27 protein-coding genes and 1 tRNA gene are annotated in these 24,585 nt (G+C 68.8%); 11 read left to right on the plus strand and 17 right to left on the minus strand.

Annotated features, from left to right (window positions below; all coding sequences use genetic code 11):
* Positions 1-64 precede the first annotated feature (64 nt).
* The 6 genes from rsmA to Q0480_RS15305 are packed head-to-tail and all read right to left on the minus strand — an operon-like array spanning position 65 to position 7,312.
* The gene (rsmA, locus tag Q0480_RS15280; protein ID WP_299134209.1) at positions 65-940 is read right to left on the minus strand and encodes a 16S rRNA (adenine(1518)-N(6)/adenine(1519)-N(6))-dimethyltransferase RsmA; all 876 of its coding nucleotides are present in this window, start codon (positions 938-940) and stop codon (positions 65-67) included.
* Positions 937-1,929, minus strand: a complete 993-nt coding sequence (gene pdxA / locus Q0480_RS15285; protein WP_299134211.1) for a 4-hydroxythreonine-4-phosphate dehydrogenase PdxA — start codon at positions 1,927-1,929, stop codon at positions 937-939. The genes rsmA and pdxA overlap by 4 nt, the downstream gene beginning before the upstream one ends.
* Positions 1,926-2,867 (minus strand): peptidylprolyl isomerase, encoded by a 942-nt coding sequence (locus Q0480_RS15290; RefSeq protein WP_299134212.1) that lies wholly within the window; start codon positions 2,865-2,867, stop codon positions 1,926-1,928. The genes pdxA and Q0480_RS15290 overlap by 4 nt, the downstream gene beginning before the upstream one ends.
* A gap of 26 nt (positions 2,868-2,893) precedes the next feature.
* Entirely contained in the window at positions 2,894-5,059 is a 2,166-nt protein-coding gene (lptD, locus tag Q0480_RS15295; protein ID WP_299134213.1) for an LPS assembly protein LptD, read from the minus strand.
* Positions 5,060-5,105: 46 nt separating this feature from the next.
* Complete coding sequence (gene lptG / locus Q0480_RS15300) at positions 5,106-6,200, minus strand: LPS export ABC transporter permease LptG (RefSeq protein WP_299134215.1); 1,095 nt, start codon at positions 6,198-6,200, stop codon at positions 5,106-5,108.
* Positions 6,197-7,312 carry an LptF/LptG family permease gene (locus Q0480_RS15305; protein WP_299134216.1) on the minus strand — a complete coding sequence of 372 codons (1,116 nt, stop codon included), beginning with the start codon at positions 7,310-7,312 and terminating at the stop codon, positions 6,197-6,199. Before Q0480_RS15305 ends, lptG begins: the two co-directional genes overlap by 4 nt.
* A gap of 142 nt (positions 7,313-7,454) precedes the next feature.
* On the opposite strand from Q0480_RS15305, the gene Q0480_RS15310 reads away from it, so the two are divergent.
* Positions 7,455-8,933 carry a leucyl aminopeptidase gene (locus tag Q0480_RS15310; protein WP_299134218.1) on the plus strand — a complete coding sequence of 493 codons (1,479 nt, stop codon included), beginning with the start codon at positions 7,455-7,457 and terminating at the stop codon, positions 8,931-8,933.
* Between the two features lie 5 nt (positions 8,934-8,938).
* Positions 8,939-9,397, plus strand: a complete 459-nt coding sequence (locus tag Q0480_RS15315) for a DNA polymerase III subunit chi (protein ID WP_299134220.1) — start codon at positions 8,939-8,941, stop codon at positions 9,395-9,397.
* A gap of 27 nt (positions 9,398-9,424) precedes the next feature.
* Here Q0480_RS15315 and Q0480_RS15320 read toward each other — a convergent pair whose 3' ends face one another.
* From Q0480_RS15320 to Q0480_RS15340, 5 genes are read right to left on the minus strand one after another with little or no spacing between them, the layout of a single operon-like run.
* A complete protein-coding gene (locus tag Q0480_RS15320; protein WP_299134223.1) occupies positions 9,425-10,120 on the minus strand; it encodes an ABC transporter ATP-binding protein in 696 nt (231 codons plus the stop codon).
* Positions 10,120-10,821: an ABC transporter ATP-binding protein gene (locus Q0480_RS15325; RefSeq protein ID WP_299134346.1), complete on the minus strand. Its 702-nt coding sequence runs from the start codon at positions 10,819-10,821 to the stop codon at positions 10,120-10,122. Before Q0480_RS15325 ends, Q0480_RS15320 begins: the two co-directional genes overlap by 1 nt.
* Positions 10,818-11,759, minus strand: coding sequence for a branched-chain amino acid ABC transporter permease (locus Q0480_RS15330; RefSeq protein WP_299134224.1), 942 nt, complete (start codon positions 11,757-11,759; stop codon positions 10,818-10,820). The genes Q0480_RS15325 and Q0480_RS15330 overlap by 4 nt, the downstream gene beginning before the upstream one ends.
* On the minus strand, positions 11,756-12,637 hold the full coding sequence (locus tag Q0480_RS15335) for a branched-chain amino acid ABC transporter permease (RefSeq protein WP_299134225.1): 882 nt from the start codon (positions 12,635-12,637) through the stop codon (positions 11,756-11,758). The genes Q0480_RS15330 and Q0480_RS15335 overlap by 4 nt, the downstream gene beginning before the upstream one ends.
* A gap of 19 nt (positions 12,638-12,656) precedes the next feature.
* Positions 12,657-13,940 (minus strand): ABC transporter substrate-binding protein, encoded by a 1,284-nt coding sequence (locus Q0480_RS15340; protein WP_299134226.1) that lies wholly within the window; start codon positions 13,938-13,940, stop codon positions 12,657-12,659.
* 240 nt (positions 13,941-14,180) lie between these two features.
* Between Q0480_RS15340 and ampH the strand changes: the two genes are divergently transcribed.
* The 3 genes from ampH to Q0480_RS15355 all read left to right on the plus strand — a co-directional run bounded on the left by ampH (position 14,181) and on the right by Q0480_RS15355 (position 15,865).
* Entirely contained in the window at positions 14,181-15,320 is a 1,140-nt protein-coding gene (ampH, locus tag Q0480_RS15345) for a D-alanyl-D-alanine-carboxypeptidase/endopeptidase AmpH (protein ID WP_299134227.1), read from the plus strand.
* A gap of 197 nt (positions 15,321-15,517) precedes the next feature.
* Positions 15,518-15,594, plus strand: a tRNA-Arg gene (locus Q0480_RS15350).
* 49 nt (positions 15,595-15,643) lie between these two features.
* On the plus strand, positions 15,644-15,865 hold the full coding sequence (locus Q0480_RS15355) for a hypothetical protein (protein WP_299134228.1): 222 nt from the start codon (positions 15,644-15,646) through the stop codon (positions 15,863-15,865).
* A gap of 137 nt (positions 15,866-16,002) precedes the next feature.
* Here Q0480_RS15355 and Q0480_RS15360 read toward each other — a convergent pair whose 3' ends face one another.
* The 4 genes from Q0480_RS15360 to hisA are packed head-to-tail and all read right to left on the minus strand — an operon-like array spanning position 16,003 to position 18,431.
* Positions 16,003-16,317 (minus strand): phosphoribosyl-ATP diphosphatase, encoded by a 315-nt coding sequence (locus Q0480_RS15360; RefSeq protein WP_299134229.1) that lies wholly within the window; start codon positions 16,315-16,317, stop codon positions 16,003-16,005.
* On the minus strand, positions 16,317-17,078 hold the full coding sequence (hisF, locus tag Q0480_RS15365; RefSeq protein WP_299134230.1) for an imidazole glycerol phosphate synthase subunit HisF: 762 nt from the start codon (positions 17,076-17,078) through the stop codon (positions 16,317-16,319). The genes Q0480_RS15360 and hisF overlap by 1 nt, the downstream gene beginning before the upstream one ends.
* A complete protein-coding gene (locus tag Q0480_RS15370) occupies positions 17,078-17,698 on the minus strand; it encodes a LysE family translocator (RefSeq protein WP_299134231.1) in 621 nt (206 codons plus the stop codon). Before Q0480_RS15370 ends, hisF begins: the two co-directional genes overlap by 1 nt.
* 10 nt (positions 17,699-17,708) lie before the next feature.
* A complete protein-coding gene (hisA, locus tag Q0480_RS15375; protein ID WP_299134232.1) occupies positions 17,709-18,431 on the minus strand; it encodes a 1-(5-phosphoribosyl)-5-[(5-phosphoribosylamino)methylideneamino]imidazole-4-carboxamide isomerase in 723 nt (240 codons plus the stop codon).
* 174 nt (positions 18,432-18,605) lie between these two features.
* Here hisA and Q0480_RS15380 point away from each other — a divergent pair, with 174 nt between their 5' ends.
* The 6 genes from Q0480_RS15380 (at position 18,606) to Q0480_RS15405 (ending at position 23,878) form a co-directional block, all read left to right on the plus strand.
* Positions 18,606-18,941 carry a hypothetical protein gene (locus Q0480_RS15380; protein WP_299134233.1) on the plus strand — a complete coding sequence of 112 codons (336 nt, stop codon included), beginning with the start codon at positions 18,606-18,608 and terminating at the stop codon, positions 18,939-18,941.
* Complete coding sequence (locus tag Q0480_RS15385) at positions 18,938-19,528, plus strand: DedA family protein (RefSeq protein ID WP_299134234.1); 591 nt, start codon at positions 18,938-18,940, stop codon at positions 19,526-19,528. Before Q0480_RS15380 ends, Q0480_RS15385 begins: the two co-directional genes overlap by 4 nt.
* A 109-nt stretch (positions 19,529-19,637) precedes the next feature.
* Positions 19,638-20,177: a TRAP transporter small permease subunit gene (locus Q0480_RS15390; RefSeq protein WP_299134236.1), complete on the plus strand. Its 540-nt coding sequence runs from the start codon at positions 19,638-19,640 to the stop codon at positions 20,175-20,177.
* A gap of 28 nt (positions 20,178-20,205) precedes the next feature.
* A complete protein-coding gene (locus tag Q0480_RS15395; RefSeq protein WP_299134238.1) occupies positions 20,206-21,660 on the plus strand; it encodes a TRAP transporter large permease subunit in 1,455 nt (484 codons plus the stop codon).
* Between the two features lie 39 nt (positions 21,661-21,699).
* Positions 21,700-22,791, plus strand: coding sequence for a TRAP transporter substrate-binding protein (locus Q0480_RS15400; RefSeq protein WP_299134240.1), 1,092 nt, complete (start codon positions 21,700-21,702; stop codon positions 22,789-22,791).
* A 256-nt stretch (positions 22,792-23,047) separates the two neighbouring features.
* A complete protein-coding gene (locus tag Q0480_RS15405; RefSeq protein ID WP_299134242.1) occupies positions 23,048-23,878 on the plus strand; it encodes a sulfite exporter TauE/SafE family protein in 831 nt (276 codons plus the stop codon).
* Here Q0480_RS15405 and Q0480_RS15410 read toward each other — a convergent pair.
* Both Q0480_RS15410 and ruvX read right to left on the minus strand, forming a co-directional pair.
* A complete protein-coding gene (locus Q0480_RS15410) occupies positions 23,875-24,114 on the minus strand; it encodes a DUF1289 domain-containing protein (protein WP_299134244.1) in 240 nt (79 codons plus the stop codon). The genes Q0480_RS15405 and Q0480_RS15410 overlap by 4 nt on opposite strands.
* On the minus strand, positions 24,107-24,580 hold the full coding sequence (ruvX, locus tag Q0480_RS15415) for a Holliday junction resolvase RuvX (protein ID WP_299134347.1): 474 nt from the start codon (positions 24,578-24,580) through the stop codon (positions 24,107-24,109). The genes Q0480_RS15410 and ruvX overlap by 8 nt, the downstream gene beginning before the upstream one ends.
* Between the last annotated feature and the right edge of the window lie 5 nt (positions 24,581-24,585).

Raw genomic sequence — 24,585 nt, forward strand, 5'->3', positions numbered from 1 at the left:
AACTTCCTCGCCGTCGTCACCATCGCCGCTATCGTACTCTGGATACGGTAAGTGTTCACAGATCCTAGCCGGGCGTCGCTTCGGGACGGGGCGGTCTTGCCCCGGCCCGCGCCTCGACGGCGCGACTGAGCCGGCAGAATGCTTCGAGCGATACCTGTTCCGCGCGTTCCGTGGGCGGGATGCCGGCTTCCGCCAACAGGGCCTCCACGTCGCCCAAAGGTCGCAGGCTGGCGCGGAGCATCTTGCGGCGCTGACCGAAGGCGAGGGCGACGACGCGGCCGAGGGTCGCGGCGTCGGCCGGAAACCGCGGCGCCTCAAGCCGGTCGAGCTGAACCACGGCGCTCGTCACCTTCGGCGGCGGGGTGAAGGCGCGGGCCGGCAGTTCGAAGGCGATGCGCGCGTTCGCCCGCCACTGCGCCAGAATCGACAACCGGCCATAGGCCTTGGAGCCCGGCGCCGCGACGATCCGTTCGGCGACCTCCTTCTGGAACATCAACGTCAGGCTCTGCCAGAACGGTGGCCAGCTCGGCGGGGTCAGCCAGCGCACCAGAAGCTCGGTCCCGACATTGTAGGGCAGGTTCGCCACCACCCGGATCGGCGGCGTCAGACACGCCAGCGGATCGAGCGCCAGCGCGTCGCCCTCGATCACCGTCAGCCGCCCGGGATAGGCGGCCGCGATCTCGGTCAGCGCGGGCAGGCAGCGGGCGTCGCGCTCGATCGCCACCACGTGCCGCGCTCCCTCCATCAGCAGCGCGCGGGTCAGTCCGCCCGGCCCCGGCCCGATCTCCAGCACGTCGCAGGCGCCGATGTCGCCGGCCCGCCGGGCGATCTTCGCCGTGAGATTGAGGTCGAGCAGGAAGTTCTGGCCGAGCGCCTTGCGCGCCGCGAGTCCATGCGTCGCGATCACCTCGCGCAGCGGCGGCAGGCCGTCGTCGCTCACCGATTGGCCTGTCGCGTCTCGCCCAGCGACCGCGCGAGCCGCAGCGCGGCGATCAGGCTGGTCGGACTGGCGCGGTTCTGGCCGGCGATGTCATAGGCGGTGCCGTGGTCCGGCGAGGTTCGCACGAAATCGAGCCCAAGCGTCACATTGACCCCGCCTTCGAAATCCACCGTCTTGATCGGGATCAGCGCCTGGTCGTGATACATGCAGACCGCCGCGTCGTAGCGTGCCCGCGCCGCGGGGTGAAACAGCGTATCGGCCGAATACGGACCCATCGCCGCGATCCCTTCGAGCCGCAGCCGGCTGAGAACCGGAGCGATCACCGTGATCTCCTCGGTCCCCATCGCTCCGCCCTCTCCGGCGTGAGGATTGAGCCCCGCCACCGCGATCCTGGGCGCCGCGACGCCGAAATCGGTGATCAGCGCCCGATGCGTGATCCGCAGCGTTTCCTCCAGCAGCGGCGGGGTCAGCGCGACCGGAACCTCGGCGAGCGGGATATGGATCGTCACCGGCACCACGCGGAGATCCGGCGCCACCAGCATCATTACCGGCAACGGCGCGCCGGAGAGATGGGCGAGAAATTCGGTATGACCGGGAAAGGCGAAACGCGCCCCTTCGCGCAGCGCCTTCTTCTGGATCGGGTTGGTGCAGAGCGCCAGCGCGGCGCCGGAACGGGTAAGCTCGACCCCCCGCGCGATGATCTCGATGACGGCGGCGGCGTTCTCGGGCGCCGGCGAGCCGGGCGGCGCGGGGCGGGGCAGGGCATGCGGCAGCACCGGCAGCCCCTCGGCCATCGCCGCCGCCGCCTCCCCGGGGGCCGCGATCGGTCGCGGCGACAGGCCGAGCGCGCCGCCGATCCCCGCGAGATGCGACACGTCGCCGATGATGAAGAACGGCGCCGCGTCGCGCAGTTCGAGCCACGCCTTGAACGCGATCTCGCCGCCGATCCCGGCGGGATCGCCCAAGGTCAGAGCAACCGGCGTTGTCATCGCGTGACGATCAGGGCGTCGCTGAGCAGTTCCTGGAGATAGCCCTGGCCAAAGCTGTTGATGCGCTCGCCGAAGAGCCTCTGGCGCAGGGCGTCGCGCACTGCCGGATCGTCGGCCTGCACTGGCTCGGGCGCGGCCTGCCGGCTGGAAATGAGCTTCAGGATCGCGAGCCCGCCGCCGATCGGCATCGGCCGCGTCACCTGGCCCGGGCGCAACAGCAGGATCTGGCTCCGGATCGCGGGCGGCATCTGGGTGAGGGGGATCTCGGCCATGACGCCGCCGTTCTCGGCCGTGGTGCTGCGGCTGTGGGTGCGCGCGGCGTCCGCGAAGCTCGCGCCGCGGGAAAGGTCGCGATAGAGGTTATCGGCGAAGGCGATGGTCTCGGGCTCGCCGCGTTCGGCGAAGGGCAGGGCGATCTCGCCGAGGGTCACCATCTCGCGCGGGCTGGTCGCCGCGAGTTCGAGCGCCCGGTCGAGGTCGGCGTCGGTCGGCGTCGCGCGGGCGCGGAAGCGGTTGACCACCACTTCGCGCCACATGATGCCGGCTTCGACGAAATCATCCATGGTCTGACGGTCGATCTTCCGCGCGACCAGCACCTCGTTCACATTGTCCATGGTCAGGCCGCGATTGGTCGCGAATTCTTCCAGCCCCTGCTGGACCGCGCCGTCGGGCAGCTCGATATCGAGAGCCTTGCCCGCCTGAATCTTCAGCCGATCCTCGGTCAGCTGCTCTATGGCCTGCGCGCGCAGATCGCCGGTGGCACCCATGGCGCCGAGCAGCAGGGCGCGCTGATCGATGTCATAATGGGTGATGACGCCCTGGTTCACGGTGATCGCGGGGGCGTAGCGATTGTCCGCCGCGTTGAGCGGCCCACCCGGTCCGAGGTAGCCCAATCCGAGGCCGCAGACCGCCAGAAGAGCCTTCCATGCCATTCGCATTCGCGCCCCTCCCGGGCAGCCTGTCGTCACGTCTTGCGCGCCGCGCATACACCCGCGGGCCATTTGCGCTCGCTCGATCCGCCAAGCCCCGCGAGGCGCACGCTGAAGCCGACCGATGTCGAGGGCGGCACATTAGTCGATGACGTATAGCGGCGCGAGACCGAAAGGTCGAACTCCGCGCAATCATTGCCATAGGTCAGGCCGCCACCCGCCCGCAGATTGGCGCCCGTCACGACGTCGTAGCGCCAGAGGCCGCGAACCTCCCAGTTGGGCATCACGCGGTAGCGCGCATCGAGGCCGAACTCGTTGGTCTCCGGCTGCGCGCCATAGTAGGGATTGTAGCCTTCCGCGAGATAGACATAGGCCGCGCGCAGCGCGCCGCGATCCTGTTCGTAGGTCATCGCGAATTCGTTGCGGTTGAAGCTGAAATCGGTGTCGAAGAGTGCCCGGTTCACCAGGCTGAGGGCGGTGCCGAAATTGACCGATACGGCGGCGACCACGTCGGACGACTGCCCGGCGAGACCGGTGCTCTCGTAGAAATCGGGATCGGCCTTGGCGCGGAACACCTGTCCGACGACGACGCCCAGCGACCAGCCGGCCGGGTCGTAGCGGGTATAGCCCAACCCGACATTGGCGCGGAGCCCGGTCTCGATCCGATCCTCCCCGGGAAAGCGGTTCAGCGCGAAGAGGTTCGTCTCGTCGAATTCGACGAGCGTGCTGTCGTTGTTCGGAACGTCGTCTTCGCCGAGCGTGTCGGAATAAATTACCTGTACGATCGGCTCGATGACATGGGCGGCGCGGCCGCTCGCGCGCATCAGCGGCCAGCGCAATTCGAAATTCACGTTCGGGTCGGTGCGGAACAGGACGTCGCCGGACTGGTCCGGATCATCCCACACCCGATAGATGTCGAAACCCGCGATCGCGCCGGCGGTCGCCAGCACGCCCTGGGGCAGGGTCCAGACCCGGCGCCAGTCGATATCGCCACCCCCGCGCAACGCGTCCTGGCCGTCCTGGCGGATGATGCCGAGCGCCTGGGCGTCGAGTGACATCCGGCCACCGACCATCGGAGCGTCGAACAACCGATGATAGGTGAACTCCGGCAGCACGAAAGGAATGCTGGCGGTGTCCTCGTTCTCGCGCAGGCTCTGGAAGGCGACGGTGCCGAGTTCGAAATAGTCGTGCTCGCGGTTGCGCAGGATACGCGCCGTGCTGGTCAGCAGGTCGGAGTCGGAATAGTCGAACTGCTGCAGGAAGGTGTCGTCGCTGGCGAGCGCGAGATCGAAATCGGTGACGAACCCCTCACCAAGGCCGAAATCCCCGAGGGCGAACTCGCCGACCGCGAAGGCCGCGCCCCGCCCTGGCGTGCCGCCGAGGCCGTCGTCGAGGGCCACGACGCCGTTGAAGTCGAAGCCGCCGTTGGCATAGCGCTGGCGATACTCGCCCTCGAAGAGCTTGGCGCCGGTGGTGGTGAAGAACGGCGTGACCGTCGCATCCGCCGCCGGCGACAGCGCCCAGTAGTACGGTATCTTGAGCCCCAGCCCGAAGATGTTGGAATTGACGCCGACCGGCACCAGAACGCCGCTTGCCCGGCCGACGGAGGGATCGGGAATGCTCAGCCGCGGCAGATAGCCGACCGGCACGCCATAGACTTCGAGCGTCGCATTCTCGAAGAAGATGCGCTTGGCCTCGGCGTCCTGCGTCACCCGGGCGGCGCGGATCGCCCAGGTCGGCGTCGGATTGCCTTCGCAGATGGTGCAGGAACTGGCGATCGCCCGGTAGAGCGTGGTGTAGCGTCCCTGCGAGCGCCGCGCCTCGGCGGCGGCGAGTTGCAACTGACCGGCGATCAGCAGCTGGGCGCTCTCGATCAGTCCGTCGGTGATATCGGCGGACAGGTCCGCGCTGTCGGCGAGCAGGATGCCGCGCTCGGGATCGGTGATCTGGATCGGGCCGACCGCGCGAATCCTGTCCGCCTTCTCGTCATAGGTGATCGAGGTCGCCTTCAGCACCCGACCCTCGTAGAGCACCTCGACATCGCCGGTGGCGACAAGGAGGCCGGTCTCCCGGTCGTAGGTCACTTCGTCGGCGATCAGGCTGGCCGGCGGCTGGTCCGCCTCCGGCGACTGGGCGCGCAGGCCCGTCGCGGCGACCGCGAGCGCAAGGCCGAACGCGATGAACCGACCCCGCTGCGACATGCCGTTCCTGTGACCGATCCCACGCTTTGCGCGCGCGCCTTCGTGATTACCCGTCTTCGAGATGCAACAGCAAGCCCAGGGCCAGCAGGATGGCGGCGACGGGCGGCGTCCAGGCGGCGACCAGCAGCGGAATCTGGCCGCGCGCGCCGAGCGTCTCCGAGAAATCCTTGAGGAAGTAGAGCGCGAATCCCGCCATCACCGCGAGCAGGATCATCACCCCGGTCTGGCCGAACCGCGTCGGGCGCAGTGCGAAGGCGGCGCCGATCAGCACCATCGCGGCGAAGAGCGCGGGCTTTGCCAGCTCGCTCTGAAGGAACAGCCGGTGGCGCTGGCCGGAGAAACCCGATTCCTCCATCTGCGAGATGAAGCCGCCGAGATGCCAGAACCCCACCACTTCCGGCGGCGCGAAGCTGTCGAGGATCTGGTCGCTGGTCAGCGCGGTCGGCAGGGTGATCCGCTTCGCCTGCGACACGCGCTCGAACCGCCCGTCCGCGTCGAGATCCCATTGCGTCGCCTGCTCGATCAGCCAGGCGCCGGGCGTCAGTCGCGCGGCCGGCGCGTCGATGCGGGTGTAGATCGTGCCATCGCGGTCGAAGCGATAGACCCGCACCCGGCTCAGCACCGTGCCGTCGGCGTTGGTGCGCGCCGCCTGGATCACGCTCTGGCCGTCGGGATCGGCCTGGCGCAGCCAGACGCCATCGGCCGAGAAGGAGAGCTGGCTGGCGCCGTCGCCCCGGAACTCGTCCTCGAGCGCGAGGCCGCGCTTGATGGTCGCCGCGACGAAGGGATTGACCACCGCGACGAAGATCGCGCCGAGGATCACCGCCGCGCCGACCGGCACCCGGATCAGGCGCAGCGCCGAGACGCCGGAGGCGCGCATGACCACGAGCTCGCTGGTGCGGGCGAAGCGCAGGAAGGTGACGAGGCTGGCCAGCATCAGCACGAGCGGGAAAATCTGGTAGAGCGTCTCGGGTGCCTGCAGGAGCGTGATGCGCATCACGTCGGCGCCGCCCGCGGCGGTGTCGCCGAACCGCCGCAGGTTCTCGACCGAGCCGAACAGCACGACGACGAACGCCAGCACCGCGAAGACCGCGAGCAGCGCGCGCAGAAAGCCGCGCAGGACATAGTTCCAGAGGATCACGCCAGCACTCCCGACGGACGGCGCGGCCGCGCGAGCCGCCGTGCCAGCACGACGACATAGAGGATGCCGAGCAGGATCGGCAGATACATCAGTGGCCAGAGGTCGGCCGATTCCTGTACCTGCGCGCGGGTGACGAAGACGAGGATCTGCAGCAGGGCCGATACGCCGATCGCGACGATCACCCGGCGTCCGAAGCCGCTGCGCCGATAGCCGCCGGCGAGGATCGTCACCAGCGCGATCATGGGGAAGATGGTGGCGAGCAGAGGCAGCGTCAGCTTGTAGTGCCCTTCGGCCACGAAGTCGCCGCGGCTGTGGCGTCCGGATGCGAGCATCGTCTCGGTCGGCCGGACGAGCTCGATCACCGAATATTCGGACGGCCGCCGGGTCCGCGCGTTCTCGTCGCGCAGAAGGTCGCTGAGATCGAACACGAACTGGTCGAACCGTACCGTGCTCATCTGCTGGCTGCGCTCGTTGAGCGACAGCGCCACCCCGTCGAGCATCACGAGCCGCGCCTCGTCCCCCTCGCGCAGGAGCCGCGCGTGCTCCGCCGAATAGGTGATCGGCCGCAGGAATTCGCGCTGGTCGTTGAGGAAGATGCCCGACATCTCTCCCGCCCGGCTCGTGTCCTGGATGAAGAGCGTCAGCCCGGGCAGCGGGTGCAGGAATTGCCGCTCGACGATCAGCGCGTTGGCGAGGTCGGAGCGGATCGCCTGGGTGCGGTCGGCGAGCAACCCGCCGGAGAGCGGCACCAGGAACATGAGCACCACCGCCATCGCCACGCCGACCATGGCGCCGAAGGCTCCGACCGAGCGCAGGAGGCCGACGGGGCTGAGCCCGGCCGACATCATCACCACGAGTTCGGATTCGGTATAGAGCCGGTTGAGCGCGAAGAGCGAGGCGCCGATCCCCGACAGCGGCAGCACAATGACGAAGACCTGCGGCATGACGAGCGCCGAGAAGGTCAGGAACACCATGGCACTCTGGCCGCTGGCGATCACGGTATCGATCAGTCGCACCGCCTGGGTCAGCCAGACGACGCCGGTGAAGACCAGCACGAAAAAGCCGAAGGCCGTGATCAGCTGAGCCAGGATGTAGCGGTCCAGTCGCCTCAAGTCCGCGCCTCGTCTCCCAGCCCCGTCGTCACAGCGTCGTCGTACCAGCGTTGTCGTACCCGGGGGCGCGCGGCGGCCGTCTGGCCAAGGCCGGCGAAAGCCGCTAGGGCTTGCCCTCGCCACGCAACCTACGGAGACCGCTGTGACCGCGCCACTGGAAACCACCTTCGCCGAGGTCGAGTCCGTCGAAATAAAGGACGTTCCGGGCCGGATCGTCGTTTTCCTGGACGAGGACGGCGGCATGGGCGCGGTGGCCCGGCGGGTCGATCGACTGACGCGGGGCGCGGTCAGGCGCCTGTCGCAGAGCCCGGCCTTCGTCAAGGGCAAGGCCGGCGGCGGCCATGTGCTCGCCTTTCCCGGCGGTCTCGCCGCCGAGGCGGCGCTGGTCGTGAAGCTGCCCCGCCGCCCGACGGTCGCCGACGCGCGCCTCGCGGGGGCGGCCATCGCCAATTTCAACACCAGCGTCCCGTTGACCGTGCTCGCCGGCGCGCTGCCCCGGGTCGCGGAGGTGGCGCTCGGGCTCGGGCTCCGCGCCTATGAATTCGATGCCTACCGGACGCGCGAGGCCGACGCGCCGGCGCCGAACCGCGCGGTCCGCTTCCTCGTGCGCGATCCCGCCGCCGCGGCCGAGGCCTTCGCGCCGTTCGCCGCCCAGATATCCGGTGTGTTCTTCACCCGCGACCTCGTCAGCGAGCCGGCGAACGTGCTTACCACCAGCGAATACGCCGAGCGGCTGCTCGCGCTGCGCGACATTGGCGTCCAGGTGGAGGTGCTGGAGGAGCCGGAGCTGGAGCGGCTCGGGATGCGTACGCTGCTCGCCGTCGGTCAAGGCTCCGTCAGCCCGTCCAAGGTGGTGGTGATGCAGTGGCAAGGCGCGGGCGATGACAGCCAGCCCTTCGCGCTGGTCGGCAAGGGCGTGGTCTTCGATACCGGCGGCATCTCGATCAAGCCGGCCGCCGGCATGGAGGAAATGACCATGGACATGGGCGGCTCGGCCGTGGTCGCCGGGGTGATGCGGACGCTGGCGCTGCGACAGGCCAGGGCGAACGTGGTCGGCATCGTCGGTCTCGTCGAGAACATGCCGGACGGCGCCGCGACGCGGCCCGGCGACGTGGTAACCTCGATGAAGGGCGATACGGTCGAAATCATCAATACCGACGCCGAAGGCCGGCTCGTGCTCGCCGACGTGCTCTGGTACGCGCAGGAGCGGTTCAAGCCGAGCGGCATGATCGATCTCGCCACCCTGACCGGCGCCATCATCATCGCGCTCGGCCACGAGAAGGCGGGCGTCTTCGCCAATGACGACGGGCTGGCGCAATCCTTCCTCAACGCCGCCGCCGCCGAGGGCGAAGGCGCGTGGCGCATGCCGCTCGGCGCCGGCTACGACAAGCAGATCAAGAGCCGGATCGCCGACATGGCGAATGTCGGCGGCCGCCCGGCGGGCTCGATCACCGCGGCGCAGTTCCTGCGCCGCTTCGTACGGGACGCCACCCCTTGGGTGCATCTCGACATCGCGGGCGTCGCCTATGTCTCCAAGGATACCGAGCTCGCGCCGAAGGGCGCGACCGGCTGGGGCGTGCGCGCGCTCGACCGGATGATCCGGGACCGCTGCGAAGGCTGAGCGCCATGGCCGAGGTCTGGTTCTATCAACTGACCGCCTCGCCGCTGGAGCAGACCCTGCCCAACCTTCTCGAACGGTCGCTCGAGCGCGGCTGGCGGGTGCTGCTGCGCTGTGGTTCCGCCGCCGGGATGGAGGAGCTTGACGCGCTGCTCTGGACCTACCGCGACGCGTCCTTCCTGCCGCATGGCACGTCGCGACGCGACCACGCCGACCGGCAGCCGATCTACCTGACCATCGGCGACGAGAATCCCAATCGCGCCCGGATCCTGATGCTGGTCGATGGCGCCCGCGCGGCGCCGGAGGAGATGCGGGAGTTCGAGCGCACCTGTCTCGTCTTCGATGGCAACGACGCGCCGCGGCTGGAAGAGGCGCGGCGCGACTGGCGCGCGGTCCGCGCGGCGGGCCTGCCGGCGAAATACTGGGCCCAGGAGGACGGCCGATGGATCCAGAAGGCGAGCGGGTGACCGGACAACGGAGGCGACGCCGGATCCTCAGACCCCGACATATTGGCGGAATTGCGGCGCGTCGGGCGTCAACCGCGCGGCGTCCAGCGTCTCGGCGGTGGCGCCGTTGACGACGAAGCTCACGCGGTCGGCGATGGACAGCACCGCCTCCACCCGTTGCTCGACGAGCACGGTCGCGACGCCGGTCGATTTCAGCGCCATGATCGTCTCGCGGATCAGGGTGATCATCGAAGGTTGCAGCCCTTCGGTCGGCTCGTCCAGCAGCAGCACCTTTGGTTCGAGGCAGAGAGCGCGGGCGATGGCGAGCATCTGCTGCTCACCACCCGACAGGGTGCCGGAAACCTGGGCCAGCCGGTCGCGCAGGCGGGGAAAGAGCGACAGCACCCGCTCCCGCGTCTCGGTGCCCCGGCCGCGCGTCATCAGGCCGACCTCGATATTCTCGGCGACCGTCAGCTCGGCGAAGAGGCGCCGGCCCTGCGGCACATAGGCGATGCCGAGCCGCGGAATCCGGTGCGCCGGCAGTGCCTCGATCGGTACACCATCGAGCAGTATCCGACCGGCGCTCGGGCGGACAAGACCCATGATCGCCTTCAGCGCCGTCGATTTGCCGGCGCCGTTGCGGCCCATGACGCAGAGCAGTTCGCCCGCCGCGACGGACAGCGACAGCCCGCGCAGCACCCGGGCCCCGCCATATCCCGCCTCGATCTCCTCGACCCGCAGCATCATCCCCCCAGATACGCGGCCTGCACGGCCGGATCGGCGCGGATCTCCTCCGGCGTGCCGCGAGCGAGGATCTCGCCGAAATTGAGGACGCTGATCCGATCGGCGAGATCCATGACCAGTTCCATGTTGTGCTCGATGAGGAGCACGGTCGCCCTGGTCGAGACCTCGCGCACCAGCGCCTTGAAGGCCTCGATCTCGGCCTCGGCGAGACCCTGGGTCGGCTCGTCGAGGATCAGGAGCCGGGGATCGAGTGCGAGGCCCATTGCGATCTCCAGCAGCCGCTGGTGACCATAGGCGAGCGTGCCCGCGCGCTGTTCGGCGAAGCGGTCGAGATCGACGCGGGCGAGGGTGGCGCGGGCGCGCGCCTCGAGGTCGCGGGTGCCCGAGCGTTGGGCGGCGAGGACGACGTTCTCCAGCACCGTCAACCGGTTGTAGATCGAGGTGATCTGAAAGGTATAGGCGATGCCGAGCCGGACCCGCGCCTGCGCCGGTAGATGGGTGATGTCGGTGCCCGCGAAGAAGACGCTTCCCGAGCTCGGCGCGAGACGGCCACAGAGCAAACTGACGAAAGTGGTTTTGCCGGCGCCGTTCGGCCCGATCAGCGCGTGGATCTCGCGGTCGAGCAGCTCGAAATCGACGTTCTGGACCGCCCGGAGTCCGCCAAAATGCCGGCTGAGCTGGCGGGTGCGCAAGACGGTCAGGGCAGCCATGCCGGCGCCTTTTTCCGCAACAGCCCGAGCAGTCCGCGCGGCGCGAAGAGTACGAGCGCGACCAGCGCGAGGCCGACGACCAGCAGCGTGGCGGAGGTGACGCCGCCGCTGAGGTCGATGAGATAGAACATGACGAGCGTTCCGACGAAGGGCCCGAGCACCGTCCCCGCGCCGCCGAGCAGCACCCAGAGCAACGGCAGGATCGAATACTGGATCGAGGCGAAGGTGCCGCCGACATAGCCGAAGAGCAGGCCATAGAGCGCGCCCGCGGCTCCGGCGTAGACGCCGGAGACGACGAGCGCCAGCAGGCGATAGCGGAAGGGGTCGTAGCCGAGCATCCGGCTGCGCTCGGCATTTTCGCGCATGGCGACCAGCACCCGCCCGGTGGCGGAGCGGACAAGCGCGAGATTGGCGAGGAGGGCGACGGAGAAGACGGCGAGGGCGACGAGATAGCGCGTTTCCTCGCCCGACAGGTCGATCCCGCCGATCATCCGGGCGGCCCGCGGCAGGACGAAACCTTCCTCGCCGCGGGTAACATCGCCGAAATAGAGCACGGTCAGATAGCCGGTCTGGGCGAACATCAGCGTCACGATCATGAAGGCGACGCCGGTAGTCCGCAGCGCCAGCAGGCCGATCAGGAACGCCGTCGCGCCTCCCGCCGCCACGCCCGCGACCAGTGCCGGGCCGGCGGTCCATCCGCCGAGCGTCACGGCGAGACCGGCGGCGTAGAGCCCCGCGGCGAGAAACAGCGCGTGGCCGAGACTGAGCAAGCCGCAATATCCGAAGGCGATATTGTAGCCCATGGCGAAGATCGCGAGCACCATGATCCGCGCGAGGCTGGCATGATGATAGGCCGGCAACAGGAAGTTCAGCGCGAGAAGCAGCGCGACAAGGCCGACATGCAGCGGGAGCGCCCGGTCGAGCCTCATGCCGCGCGCTTTCCGAACAGGCCCTCGGGCCGGAAGACCAGAACCAGCGCGACGAGCAGCGTCGCGAGAATCTTCGCCAGTGTCGGTGAGAAGAAGACCGATATCATGCCATCGCTCATTCCGATGAGCAGCGCGGCGACCAGCGTGCCGCGCAGGCTGCCGAGCCCGCCGATGATGACCACGATGAAGGAGAGAAGCAGCGGATCGCCGCCCATCAGGTAGTGCGCCTGACTGATCGGCACCACGAGCACCGCGGCGACGGCGGCGAGCGCGGCGCCGAGGCCGAAGACGCCGGCATAGACCCGGTCGACATCGATGCCGAAGGCGGTCGCGGTCTCGCGGTCGTACTGGGTGGCGCGCATGACGAGGCCGAAGCGGGTGCGGGTCATCACCAGCCAGAGCCCGAGGAGCAGCAGGACGGCGGCGCCGACCACGGCGAGCTTGTAGCCGGAATAGCCGAACCAGGGCAGCTGGATGCGCCAGTCGAACGGCGCGGCCACCGCCCGCGCATCGGGGCCGAACAGGCTGAGCGCCGCCTGCTGGAACACGTAGAGCAGACCGATGGTCGCCACGATGGTCGCTTCAGGCTCGTAGTCGAGGCGCTTCAGGATCAGCCGGTCAGCCAGGATCGCGATGCCGCCGACGAACAGCGGACCGAGAGCCAGCGCGGCGAGAAAGCCGAGCCAGGGCGGGCCGGCGAGGTGATCGGTGATGAACCAGGCGGCGACGGCGCCGAGCATGAAGAACTCGCCATGCGCGACGTTGACGACGCGCATGACACCGAAGACGAGGCACAGCCCGGAGGCGGTCAAGGCGAGCACCGCCGCCATGACCAGCCCCTCGAGCGCGGCGAGCAGAAGATAGGGACCGAGATCCAAGGCTGGCGGCCCGGCGGGATCAGAACGGCTGGGTCAGGTAGTCGACCTCGTCGGGATAGAGCCCGTCCTCGATCGTGGTGGTATGCACCCGCTTGAGCGCGCCGCCCTCGACCTTGGAGATATACTGGTGGCCGAAGACCTGATGGGTCCGGCCATTGAAGATCTTGTCGCCCTGCGGATGCTCGTTGGAGAGCGGGAAATCGGTCATCGCCTCGAAGGCCTCGATCAGCGCCTGCCCGCCGTCGCGGCCCTGATAGCCCGACGCCTCCATCCCCGCCTTGAGGGCGAACAGCGTCTCCCACGGGCTGAACATGTGGGAATAGGTCGAGATGTCCTTCGGATCCGCCGTCGATGCCCCGATATCGTCGACGCCGACCTTCTCGCGATAGAAGCCCTCGGACGGGCCCGCGTCCGCCTGGAGATACCGGCACTGGCCTTCCCAGAAATGGGAACCTTCAAGGAATTCAAGGCCAGGCGTGGCGATGTTCACCCCTTCGAGCGAGTCGATGAAGCCGAAGATCTGGGGATGGTTCGCCGTGCCATAGAACTCGCCCAGCTCCTTGACGAAGGTCAGCACGGCCGGGCCGACCATCACATGATAGATCACCTCGGTCTCGCGCGGGATCCGCGGGAAGTAGCGGGTGAAGGAGGATTCGGTCGGCGGGATGGCAATGGTTTCGATCACCTCGCCACCCTGGGCCTTGAGCGCCGCCGAGAAGAAGTCGCGGTGGTCATAGCCGAAGGCATAGTCCGGATAGACCATCGTCACCTTCTTGCCGAGGTTCGATGCGACCCAGGGCGCCATCGACTGGACCTGGCTCTTCACGTCGGTGATCCCGGGCTGCAGCGTCCAGCGGTTGAGGCCGCTGGCCACGTGATGACCCTCGGAACAGACGAGATAGGGCATCCGGAGTTCGCCGGCGCGCGGCGCGGTGCCGACCACGACATGGCTGAACAGCGCGCCGAACACGGCGTCGCAGTTCAGCTGCGTCGCGAACTTCTCCATCAGCTCGGAGCCGCGCTTGGGATCGGTGCCGTCGTCCTCGAACAGGATCTCGACCGGCCGGCCATTGATGCCGCCGCCGGCGTTGACGATTTCGAGCGCGGCCCTGGCGGTGCGCTCGTACCAGCGGCCATAGGCGGCGCCGATGCCGGTCCGGTGCAGCTGGAAGCCGAGCCGGATCGGTTCGGAGGTCTGGGCCTGGATGAAGCCGGGGAAGGCATGGGTCGCGGCGAGCGCGCCGGAGCCGGCGGCGAGGCCCTTGAGCAGCCCGCGCCGGGTGGTCGAGTGTGGGGTCGTCATGGGGTCGTTCGCGCTCCGCTCGGGGTGTTTGTCCGGCGGGATCATCGGCAATCATCGGGGTGCCCGCAAGGCCTTCCGCTGACGCAAGGCGCTAGAATTGTGAATTTTTATGCAATAACAATTTGTTACGCGGATACCCGCGGGTTCACGGCCATGGGTCGCGGCTTCGGATTTGACTCGGGACCGGGCGCGAAAGCCGCTAGCGTGCCGCCGGATCCGGGCAGAGGAGGAAGTCGGACGATGCAGGGACGGAAAAAGGTTGCGATCGCGCTGATGCTGGCCACGACGCTGGCGGCGCCCGCCGCGGCGGAGGACAAGCTCCTGACCGAGACGGTGAATTTCGCCGGCGGCATCGCCTTTCTCGGCGCGGGCGCGCCCGGCCTCGTCATCGCAGCCGTGCGGGACGGCGAGACGGCCATCGCCGGTTTCGGCGAGACGGCCACCGGCTCGGGCAAGGAGCCGGACGGCGACACGCTGCTGCGCATCGGCTCGATTTCCAAGACCTTCTGTGGCGACGTGCTGTCGAGCCTGGTCGCCGAGGGCGCGGTCGGGATGACCGATCCGGTCCAGGCCCATCTGCCGCCGGAATTCGAGGTGCCGGAGAAGGGCGGGCGCGCGGTGCGGATCGTCGATCTCGTCACGCAATCCTCCGGCCTGCCGCGCGAGGTGCCGCAGACCGGCGGCACCGACAGCGATCCCTTCGGCGGCAACACCATGGAAGCGCAGATCACCGGGCTGAAGGGCGATCCGCTGCTGTTTCCGCCGGGTACCGGCGCGCTCTATTCGAACTGGGGTCACGACCTGCTCGGCATCGCGCTCAAGGGCATCGGCGGCAAGCCCTATGCCGACCTGCTGGCCGAGCGGGTGCTGGCGCCGCGCGGCATGACGCGGACCAGGTTCAATCTCGCCGCCGGCGACGAGGCGAATGCCATGCAGGGGCATTTCTTCGATGGCTCGCCGATGCCGCTGGCGCCGACCCCGGTGACGATCGAATGCGCCGGCGGGCTCTATTCGACGGCCAGCGACATGCTGCGCTTCATGGCCTGGCATCTCGACCGCGACGACACGGCCAATGCGGAGCGGCGGCGGTTCAATCACGCGGGCTGGCTCTATCGCGACGGGCTGTCGCCGGTCAGCGGGCTCGACGACGGCGGCGAGATGGGCGCGATGGCGATGGGCTGGGTGACGGTGCTGCCGGACGGTCCCGCCCCGCTGATGCTGGTGAAGTCCGGTGGCCTGCAGGGTGAGTTCTCCTTCCTGGCGATCGCGCCGACCCGCGACGTGGGGGTCTTCGTCTCGATGAACCAGTTCAGCCTCGCCGGCTGGCCGCTGATGGTGAAGACCGCGATCGACCTCGTGGCGGATCTGGCGCCGCGGTAGCCGGCGGGAAACTCCCGGAGAGGGGCGGCGGGTTTCCCGGGATCCCGGATGTCGGGACGGGCGCGCCCTCGGCAGGGTTCGACCGTTACGACCTCGCCGACGGTCTCGATCGCGAAAGGAAGGCTGGGCACCCGAGGGCCACCCGGGCTCGCAGTTCGGTTGACAGCGACTCCCCCTCCGTCTAGGAACGCCGACGTGGACTCGTAGCTCAGCTGGATAGAGTGTCGCCCTCCGAAGGCGAAGGTCGCGCGTTCGAATCGCGCCGAGTCCGCCAGCACCCGCCGCGCATCAAGGCCGTCCACCCGACGCTGGGTCGGCCGGAGGTGACGGGGCGGCTCGATGTCTCGGATATCATGCTCGACCGCCACGGTCTGATCGGCCTTGTTCGCGCCGCGACCAATTGTCCGCGTCCGCCACCACCCCGGGCCGACGCCGCGGCGTTCGCCGTGATGGCGACCGACCGCCTCCGCGCCTTCGGCCGGGACCCCACCGGCCGCGCGCGGCTGAAAGCGGATCTCGCCGCCGCCGAACCCGCCCCGGCCTGACGCGCACCCCGGCATTCATACGGGTTTGCTAACCTGGAGAGCAGTCGTTTTCCGACAACGGTCGGAAAACAAATCAAAAAGACTCGCGCGCACCGCGCGCTCCGCATGGGCGGCAAAGGCCGCCCTCCGCCCGTGCGCTATCGCGGGCGGGCCGCCTTCTCGGCGTGGCCGGACAGGCCCTCGCGGCGGGCGAGTTCGGCGAGCACATCCTGCCACGCGACACCGGCGGCGCAGAGCATCACCTGCAGGTGATAGAGCGTGTCGGCCGCCTCGCGCGTCAGGGCGGCGGGGTCGCCCTGCGCGGCGGCGATGATCGCCTCGACCGCCTCCTCGCCGAACTTCTCCGCGCATTTCGCCGGGCCTTTGGCCAGCAGCGACGCGGTATAGGAGGTGTCGGGATGCGCGCCGGCGCGCGCCTCCACCGTGGCGAAGAGCCGGGCGAGCGTATCCATCAGACGAGCCTCACGGGGATGCCGGCCGCCGCCATGGCGGCCTTGGTCTCGGCGACCGAGAAGGTGCCGAAATGAAAGATCGAGGCGGCGAGCACCGCGGACGCATGACCCTCGGTCACGCCCTCGACCATATGCGCCAGCGTGCCGACCCCGCCGCTCGCGATCACCGGGATGCCCACGGCGTCGGCGACGGCGCGGGTCAGGCCGAGGTTGTAGCCCGCCTTGGTGCCGTCGCGGTCCATCGAGGTCAGCAGGATCTCGCCCGCGCCGCGGCGGGCCATCTCGCGGGCGAAGGCGACCGCGTCGATCCCGGTCGGGCGCGAGCCGCCGTGGGTGAAGATCTCCCACCGGCCGGGCGCCACGCCCTTGGCATCGATCGCGACGACGATGCACTGGTTGCCGAACTTGTTGGCACTGGCCGAGATCACTTCGGGATCGGCCACGGCGGCGGTGTTGAAGCTCACCTTGTCGGCGCCGGCCAGCAGCAGCGCCCGCACATCTTCCGGCGTCCGCACCCCGCCGCCGACGGTCAGCGGCATGAAACACTGCTCCGCCGTGCGCGAGGCGAGGTCGAGCAGGGTGCCCCGGTTCTCCTGACTCGCGGCGATGTCGAGAAAGCATATCTCGTCCGCCCCGGCCGCGTCATAGGCCCGCGCCGCCTCGACGGGATCGCCGGCGTCGATCAGGTCGACGAAATTCACGCCCTTCACCACGCGCCCCTGCTTGACGTCGAGGCAGGGGATCACCCGCACCTTCAGCATCAGGCGGCCCTGACCGTGACCGCCGCCGCGCCGGCCGCGATCAGGGCGGTGCCGCCGGCGCGATTGAACAGGCGGATGGCGCGCGGGCTCTCGGCGAGCCGCCGGGCGCGGGCGGCGAGCAGTGCGTAGCCAAAGGCGTTGGCGAAGGCGAGCGTGACGAAGGTCGCCTCGAAGACCGCCATCTGCGGCCAGAACGGACGGGCGGGATCGAGAAACTGCGGCAGGAACGCGACGAAGAACACGATCGACTTCGGGTTCAGCGTGGTCACCAGCCAGGCATGGGCGAGCATCCGCCCCGGCGCCGCGGCCTCGGTCCGCGCCTCGGCCTCGAAGGCGGCGCCCGCGCGCCAGAGCTTGATCCCGAGAAACACCAGATAGCCCGCGCCGATCCATTTCACCGCCGTGAAGAGCGCGGCGGAGCCGGCGAGCAGCGCGCCGACCCCGAGCATCGACAGCGTCATCGCCGTGAGATCGCCGAGTGCTACGCCGGTCGCCACCGGCGCCGCCACCTTCCAGCCGCGCCCGAGCGCGTAGGAGACAACGAGCAGGATCGTCGGCCCCGGAATCACCAGAAGCACCGCGGAGGCCGCGACGAAGCCGAGCCAGATCTCGATGGTCATCCGTCCCTCCTCACGCCGCGAGCAGCGCCAGCGCCTCGGCGAGGTCGAGCTTGCCCTCGTAGAGCGCGCGCCCCGAGATCGCCCCGTCGAGCTCCGTGTCGCAGGCCTTCAGCGCGCGCAGATCCTCGATCGAAGCGATACCGCCGGAAGCGATCACCGGGATCGTCACCGCGCGGGCGAGCGCCGCCGTCCCCGGCACGTCCGGCCCCGCCATCGCGCCGTCGCGGTCGATGTCGGTATAGATCAGCGCCGCGACGCCCGCGTCCTCGAACCGCCGCGCGAGATCGACGGCGTCGAGGTCGGTTTCCTCGGCCCAGCCCTGCACCGCGACCCGGCCGCCGCGCGCGTCGATCCCGACCGCCACCTGCCCCGGATGCGCCCGCGCGGCCTGGCGCACCAGATCGGGGTCGCGCACGGCCGCCGTGCCGAGGATCACCCGCGCGACGCCCTTCTCCAGCCAGGCGTCGATCGTCGCGCGGTCGCGGATGCCGCCGCCGAGCTGGACCGGGATGCGCGCCGCGGCGAGGATCGCCTCGACCGCCGCGCCATTGACCGGCGTCCCGGCGAAGGCGCCGTTGAGATCGACGAGATGCAGCCACTGGCACCCGGCGTCGGCGAAGAGGCGCGCCTGCGCCGCCGGATCAGTGCCGAAGACGGTCGCCGAGCCCATGTCGCCGCGCAGCAGGCGCACGCAGTTCCCGTCCTTCAGGTCGATGGCGGGATAGAGGATCATCGGCGGCTCCGGCTGCTGTCGCGGGTCTGATAGCCCCTCGCGGCCACGAATGCAAAACCCCCCTTGCATCGTAGGGCCGGGCGCCGTTCGCCGCGCGCGATGCACGCGATGGGCGCGATGGACAGGACGAGCGCCTCCGGCGATAGTCAGGGTCGCCCAGACAGGGAGTGCGCCGTGCCCGACCATGCGAAACGCCCTGGCCGGGCCGGATCCCTCGTCGGCTTCCTGGTCGCCTCCGCCCTCACGCTCGTCTTCGCCGCGCGACTCGTCGATTCCGCGCTGCACTGGGCCGAGCGGGAGACGCCGCTCGCCGGGTGGATGACGTTGGGTTTCGTCGCCAACGCCTGGGACATCGATCGCGCGGCGCTCGCCGCCGCGCTTGGCGTGGAGACACGGCCCGGCGAGCGTCTCACGCTGGAGCAGGTCGCCCGCGACACCGGGCGGCCACTGGCCGAGGTGAAGGCCGAGACCAAGGCCGAGATCGTCCGCGAACGAGGCGGCCGACCGTGAGCGAGCATGTGCTGCGCCTGCTCGCCGCCCACGGTCCGCTGCTCGTCTTCGCGGCCGCCCTCTTGAGTTCGATCGGCCTGCCGGTGCCCGGGACACTGACCCTGCTCGCCGCCGGCTCCTTCGCGGCCAGCGGCGAGATGAACCTCGCCGCCGTGCTCATCGCCGCGTTCGTCGGCGCGGTGGCGGGCGATCTCGTCGGCTTTGGCATCGGCGCGCGGGCCGGGCAGGGGGCGCTCGACTGGGCCGGCCGCCACGGCATGGGGCAAGCCATCGCCCGTGCCCGCGACTTCTCCGACCATCGGGGCGACGCCGGCAATTTCCTCTGCCGCTGGCTCGTCAGCCCGATCGCGCCGGCGGTGAACCTGATCAGCGGCCTGATCGGCGTCGCGCCGGGGCGGTTCCTCGTCTTCGCCGCGGCCGGCGAAGTCGTCTGGACGGCGCTCTATGTCGGCCTCGGATACGGCTTCGGCCGCTCGATTTCGGTCATCGCCCGGACCAGCGGCGATCTCGGCCTGTTTCTCGTCGCCGCGACCGCCGCCGTCGTCTTCGGTCTCCGATTGCGAAGGCGCTCGAAGCTGCCCGGCTAAGGTGGTTTTGTTACTCAAAGTTCTTGTCTGAAGGATCAGACGCGGCTACGAAAAACCTCAAGGCCGTGGCGGGATCCGATACCCCATCGGCGAAATGGGAGGACATCGGATGTCTGGGCTCCTGCTTCTGGCGGGTGTAATCGATCGGATTACCAGGTTCTTCGGCTGGATCGCCGCGTGGCTGGTCCTGCTCAGCTGCCTGATCAGCGCGGGCAACGCGATGTCGCGCTATATCCTCAGCGCCAGTTCGAACGCCTGGCTCGAGATCCAGTGGCAGATGTTCGCCGGCATATTCCTGCTCGGCGCGGCCTATGTGCTGCAGGTGAACGAGCATGTGCGGGTCGATCTGTTCTATGGGTCGGCCTCCGCGCGGCGGAAACTCTGGATCGATGTCATCGGGATCATCTTCTTCCTGTTTCCCTCCACGATCATGATCGGCGCGATGGCCTGGCCCTTCTTTCTCTCGAGCTTCCAGTCCGGCGAGATGTCCTCCAACGCCGGCGGCCTGCCGGTCTGGCCGGTCAAGTTCCTGCTCCCCTTCGGCATGGCGCTGGTGTTTCTCCAGGGCCTGGCGGAGCTGATCAAGCGGATCGCGGCGCTGCGCGGGGAATACGCCGTGGCCGTCGAATACGAGAGGCCGCTGCAATGAGCCTCGAAACATCGCGGAGCCGCGGGACATGCTAGAATACGGCTACATGGCGCCGGCGATGTTCGCCGGACTGATCGCCTTCATGCTGTTCGGCTTCCCGGTCGCCTTCTCGCTGTCCGCGCTGGGACTTTTCTTTGGCGGTCTCGCCATCGAGGTCGGCTACTTTGGCCCCGAATTCCTGCAGGCGCTGCCCTACCGCGTCTTCGGCATCATGTCGAACGACCTCCTGCTGGCGATCCCGTTCTTCACCTTCATGGGAACGATCCTCGAACGCAGCGGCCTCGCCGAGGATCTGCTCGACGGCTTCGGTCAGCTGTTCGGGCCGATCCCGGGCGGCCTGGCTTTCGCGGTGATCATCGTCGGCGCGATCCTCGGCGCCATCACGGGAACGGTGGCGGCTTCGGTCATCGCCATGGGCATGATCACCATCCCGGTCATGATGCGGTATGGCTACGACATGCGGATCGGCACCGGCGCCATCGCCGCGGCCGGCACGATCACCCAGGTGATTCCGCCGTCGCTCGTGCTGATCGTGCTCGCCGACCAACTCGGCGTCTCGGTCGGCGACATGTATCTCGGCGCCATCGGTCCCTCGGTCCTGCAGATCGCCCTGTTCCTGCTCTTTGTCCTCGCGGTCGCGGTCTTCCAGCCGTGGAAGGTGCCGCCGTTGCCGCCCGAGGCGCGCACGCTGCGCGGCTGGGCGCTGGTCTCCAAGGTACTGTGGGGGATGGTCCCCTCGCTCGTGCTGATCTTCCTCGTGCTCGGCACGATCTTCATGGGGCTCGCGACCCCCACCGAGGCCGGCGCCATGGGCGCGGTCGGCGCGATCGTACTCGCGATGCTGCACGGACGCTATCGCAACGATCTCATGTGGCAGGCCATGACCTCGACCGCCCGACTGACGTCGATGGTGGTCTTCATCCTGCTCGGCGCCACGGTCTTCAGCCTCGTGTTCCAGGGCGTCAACGGCGGCCGCTGGATCGAGCATATCCTCAGCGACCTGCCGGGCGGGCAGACCGGCTTTCTCATCTTCACGATGCTCTTTGTCTTCTTCATCGCCTTCTTTCTCGATTTTTTCGAGATCGTCTTCATCGTCGTTCCGCTGCTGGTCCCGGTCGCCGCCGCGCTCGACATCAACCTCATCTGGTTCGGCCTGCTGCTCTGCGTGAACATGCAGACGTCCTTCATGCATCCGCCGTTCGGATTCGCGCTGTTCTACCTGCGCGGCATCGCGCCGCCGTCGATCAAGACCAGCGACATCTACTGGGGTTCGATTCCCTGGATCGTCCTTCAGCTCCTGCTGGTCGCGCTGCTGATCTTCTGGCCCGAGTCCGTGACCTACTGGATCGGCGAGCACGAATTGCTCGACGCGACCGCCGTCGAGGACGCGCTTGGTGCGATTCCCATGCCCGGCGACGATATGGGCGCGCCGACCGAACTCGGAATTCCACCCTTGGACCTCGACCTCGCACCCAACCAGTAACGCCAGATGGCGAAGCTCAGATCATCGGAGGATACACATATGAAAAGACGCAGCTTTCTGAAGGTGGCCGCTGGCGGCGGGGCCGCCGCGGCGACCCTCGCGGCCCCCGCCATCGCCCAGACCCAGCCCAAGCTTCAATGGCGCCTGACCTCCGGCTTCCCGCGGTCGCTTGACACGATCTTCGGCGGCGCCGAGGTCTTCGCGGCCCATGTCAAGGAGATGTCCGGAGGCAATTTCGAGATCCAGGTATTTCCCGCCGCCGAAATCGTGCCCATGCCCCAGGCGGCCGAGGCCGTGGGCACCGGCGCGGTCGAGATGACCCACACCTGTTCCTACTACTACTGGGGCAAGGATCCGACCTTTGCGATCGGCACGGCCGTCCCCTTCGGTCTCAATGCGCGTCTCATGAACTCCTGGCTCTATGAGGCCGGTGGCAACGACCTGTTGAACGGCTTCTATGCCAAGCACAATCTCTACGGCATGCCGGCCGGCAACACCGGCGTGCAGATGGGCGGCTGGTGGCGCAAGGAGATCAACAGCCTCGAAGACATGAAGGGCATCAAGATGCGCATCGCCGGCATCGCCGGAAAGGTGGTGGAAAAGCTGGGGGTCGTGCCGCAGCAGATCCCCGGCGGCGACATCTATCCGGCGCTGGAGCGCGGCACGATCGACGCGGCGGAATGGGTCGGTCCCTACGACGACGAGAAGCTCGGCTTCTTCAAGGTCGCGCCGTACTACATGTATCCCGGTTTCTGGGAGGGTGGTCCGGCGATCCACGCCTTCGTCAATCTCGACAAGTGGAACGCGCTCACGCCGGAATACCAGGCGATCCTGACCAACGCGGCGGCCTATACCAATACCGACATGCTGGCCAAGTACGACGCCCGCAATCCCCCGGCGCTGCGCCGGCTCGTGGCTGGTGGCGCCAAGCTGAAGCCGTTCCCCGCCGACGTGATGGACGCGGCCTACGCGGCGGCGCACGAGGTCTATGACGAGATCTCGGCCGAGAACGCCGACTTCAAGGCGATCATCGACAACGTCAAGGCCTTCCGCAACGAGGGTTATCTCTGGAACCAGGTTGCGGAATACACCTACGACAGCTTCATGATCCGCAACCGCACCAAGGGCTGACGCCCCTCGGGCCTCGGCCTTCGGGCCGAGGCCTCGGCAGCGCCCCGGTTCCCCCGCGGCGGGGTGCCAGCGTCTGATTTGTGCCAGATCAGTGCGTGGCGGTCGATGCGCCGCGCCTTGGTCCACTCGCGCCCTGGGCGGCGCCTGGACGATCGCGGACTTCACGTTCCGTGAAAGGCCGGTGGGTTTTTCCCTTTGCCAGCGGGCGCGACGCGGGCTAGGGCGGGGGAAACTCCCCTGATCCCGAGTTTCGCCCATGCCCACGCCCGACTTCGCGCATCTTCTCGTCATGGCCGCCCTGCTCCTCGCCATCGGCGGGGTCGCGGGGGTGATCGCGGGGCTGCTCGGGGTCGGTGGTGGCATCGTGCTGGTGCCTGCCTTCCTCTATGCCTTCACCACCCTCGGCTATGACGGGCCAATGATCATGCAGGTCTGCCTCGCCACCTCGCTCGCCACCATCGCCGCCACCTCGGCCCGCTCGGTGCGCGGCCATCATGCCAAGGGCGCGGTCGACTGGGATATCCTGCGCGGCTGGGCACCGGGCATCGCCATCGGCTCGATCGTCGGCGTCGTCGCCGCCAGCGGCCTGAAATCGACCGTGCTGATGATCGTCTTCGGCGTGCTCGGCAGCCTGGTCGGGCTCTATATCGCCTTCGGGCGCGACAACTGGAAGCTCGGCGAGCGCATGCCGACCGGCCTCGGACGCGCCATCACCGGCCCGGTCATCGGCTTTTTATCGGTGCTGATGGGGATCGGCGGCGGCAGTTTCGGCGTGCCGCTGATGCGGCTGCATGGTGTGCCGATCCACCGCGCGATCGGCACCGCCTCGGGCTTCGGCATGGTGATCGCGGTGCCCTCGGTGATCGGCTTCCTGCTGACCGGATGGGGCACGCCGGGACGCCCGCCGCTGACCCTCGGCATGGTGAACCTGCCGGCCTTCGTGCTCGTCGTCGGCACCACGATGATCACCACGCCCTGGGGCGTTCGCCTCGCCCATGCGATGAACGCGAAGCCGCTGAAGCGCGTCTTCGGCGGCTTCCTGATCATCGTCGCGCTCAACATGCTGCGCAAGGCGCTGCTCGGCTAGGGGGCATCCCGGACCCGCCCGGCCCGGCCGCCCCGACGGGGGGGCTTGGCGCGGGCGGCGCGGGCCGGGAGGTCGGCCATTACCGCGCGCCGGGCCTCGGGCGAGAGGCTGGACCAGCCGGCGATCTCCTCCAGCGTGCGATGGCAGCCGACGCAGAGGCCGGTCGCGGGATGCACGACACAGACCTTGACGCAGGGGCTCTCGATCTCGTCGCGGCGCCAGATCTCGTCAGCCATGACGCGCCAGATGTCCGAGCCGGTCGAGCAGGCCCTGCAGGATGAAGCCCGCCGCCACATGGTCGATCACCTCGGCCCGCCGCGCCCGCGAGGCGTCGGCCTCGATCAGCGCGCGTTCCGCCGCCACGGTCGACAGCCGCTCGTCCCAGAAGGTGATCGGCGTCTCGATCAGCGGTGCGAGATTGCGGGCGAAGGCGCGGGTCGACTGCGCCCGCGGTCCCTCGCCGCCATCCATGTTGCGCGGCAGGCCGAGCACCACGCCGCCGATCCGCCGCTCGGCCATCAGCGCGACGAGCGCGGTGGCGTCGGCGCCGAATTTCGTCCGCCGGATCGTGCGCAGCGGCGTCGCCACCCGGCGCCCGGTGTCCGAGACCGCGACGCCGATGGTCTTCGTCCCGAGGTCGAGCCCGATCAGCGCCCGGCCGGGGGGCAGGGCCGCCGCGAACTCCTCCGCCGCCTCGATCAGCGCGC

The sequence above is a fragment of the uncultured Amaricoccus sp. genome (genome assembly GCF_937891315.1).
Taxonomy (GTDB): Bacteria; Pseudomonadota; Alphaproteobacteria; order Rhodobacterales; family Rhodobacteraceae; genus Amaricoccus.

Coding starts and splice junctions, on each gene's coding strand:
- pdxA (WP_299134211.1), bottom strand. CDS start 1,929: ATGACAACGCCGGTTGCTCTGACCTTGGGCGATCCCGCCGGGATCGGC.
- Q0480_RS15290 (WP_299134212.1), bottom strand. CDS start 2,867: ATGCGAATGGCATGGAAGGCTCTTCTGGCGGTCTGCGGCCTCGGATTG.
- lptD (WP_299134213.1), bottom strand. CDS start 5,059: ATGTCGCAGCGGGGTCGGTTCATCGCGTTCGGCCTTGCGCTCGCGGTC.
- Q0480_RS15315 (WP_299134220.1), top strand. CDS start 8,939: ATGGCCGAGGTCTGGTTCTATCAACTGACCGCCTCGCCGCTGGAGCAG.
- Q0480_RS15320 (WP_299134223.1), bottom strand. CDS start 10,120: ATGCTGCGGGTCGAGGAGATCGAGGCGGGATATGGCGGGGCCCGGGTG.
- Q0480_RS15330 (WP_299134224.1), bottom strand. CDS start 11,759: ATGAGGCTCGACCGGGCGCTCCCGCTGCATGTCGGCCTTGTCGCGCTG.
- Q0480_RS15340 (WP_299134226.1), bottom strand. CDS start 13,940: ATGACGACCCCACACTCGACCACCCGGCGCGGGCTGCTCAAGGGCCTC.
- ampH (WP_299134227.1), top strand. CDS start 14,181: ATGCAGGGACGGAAAAAGGTTGCGATCGCGCTGATGCTGGCCACGACG.
- Q0480_RS15360 (WP_299134229.1), bottom strand. CDS start 16,317: ATGGATACGCTCGCCCGGCTCTTCGCCACGGTGGAGGCGCGCGCCGGC.
- hisF (WP_299134230.1), bottom strand. CDS start 17,078: ATGCTGAAGGTGCGGGTGATCCCCTGCCTCGACGTCAAGCAGGGGCGC.
- Q0480_RS15370 (WP_299134231.1), bottom strand. CDS start 17,698: ATGACCATCGAGATCTGGCTCGGCTTCGTCGCGGCCTCCGCGGTGCTT.
- hisA (WP_299134232.1), bottom strand. CDS start 18,431: ATGATCCTCTATCCCGCCATCGACCTGAAGGACGGGAACTGCGTGCGC.
- Q0480_RS15390 (WP_299134236.1), top strand. CDS start 19,638: ATGTCTGGGCTCCTGCTTCTGGCGGGTGTAATCGATCGGATTACCAGG.
- Q0480_RS15395 (WP_299134238.1), top strand. CDS start 20,206: ATGCTAGAATACGGCTACATGGCGCCGGCGATGTTCGCCGGACTGATC.
- Q0480_RS15400 (WP_299134240.1), top strand. CDS start 21,700: ATGAAAAGACGCAGCTTTCTGAAGGTGGCCGCTGGCGGCGGGGCCGCC.
- Q0480_RS15405 (WP_299134242.1), top strand. CDS start 23,048: ATGCCCACGCCCGACTTCGCGCATCTTCTCGTCATGGCCGCCCTGCTC.
- Q0480_RS15410 (WP_299134244.1), bottom strand. CDS start 24,114: ATGGCTGACGAGATCTGGCGCCGCGACGAGATCGAGAGCCCCTGCGTC.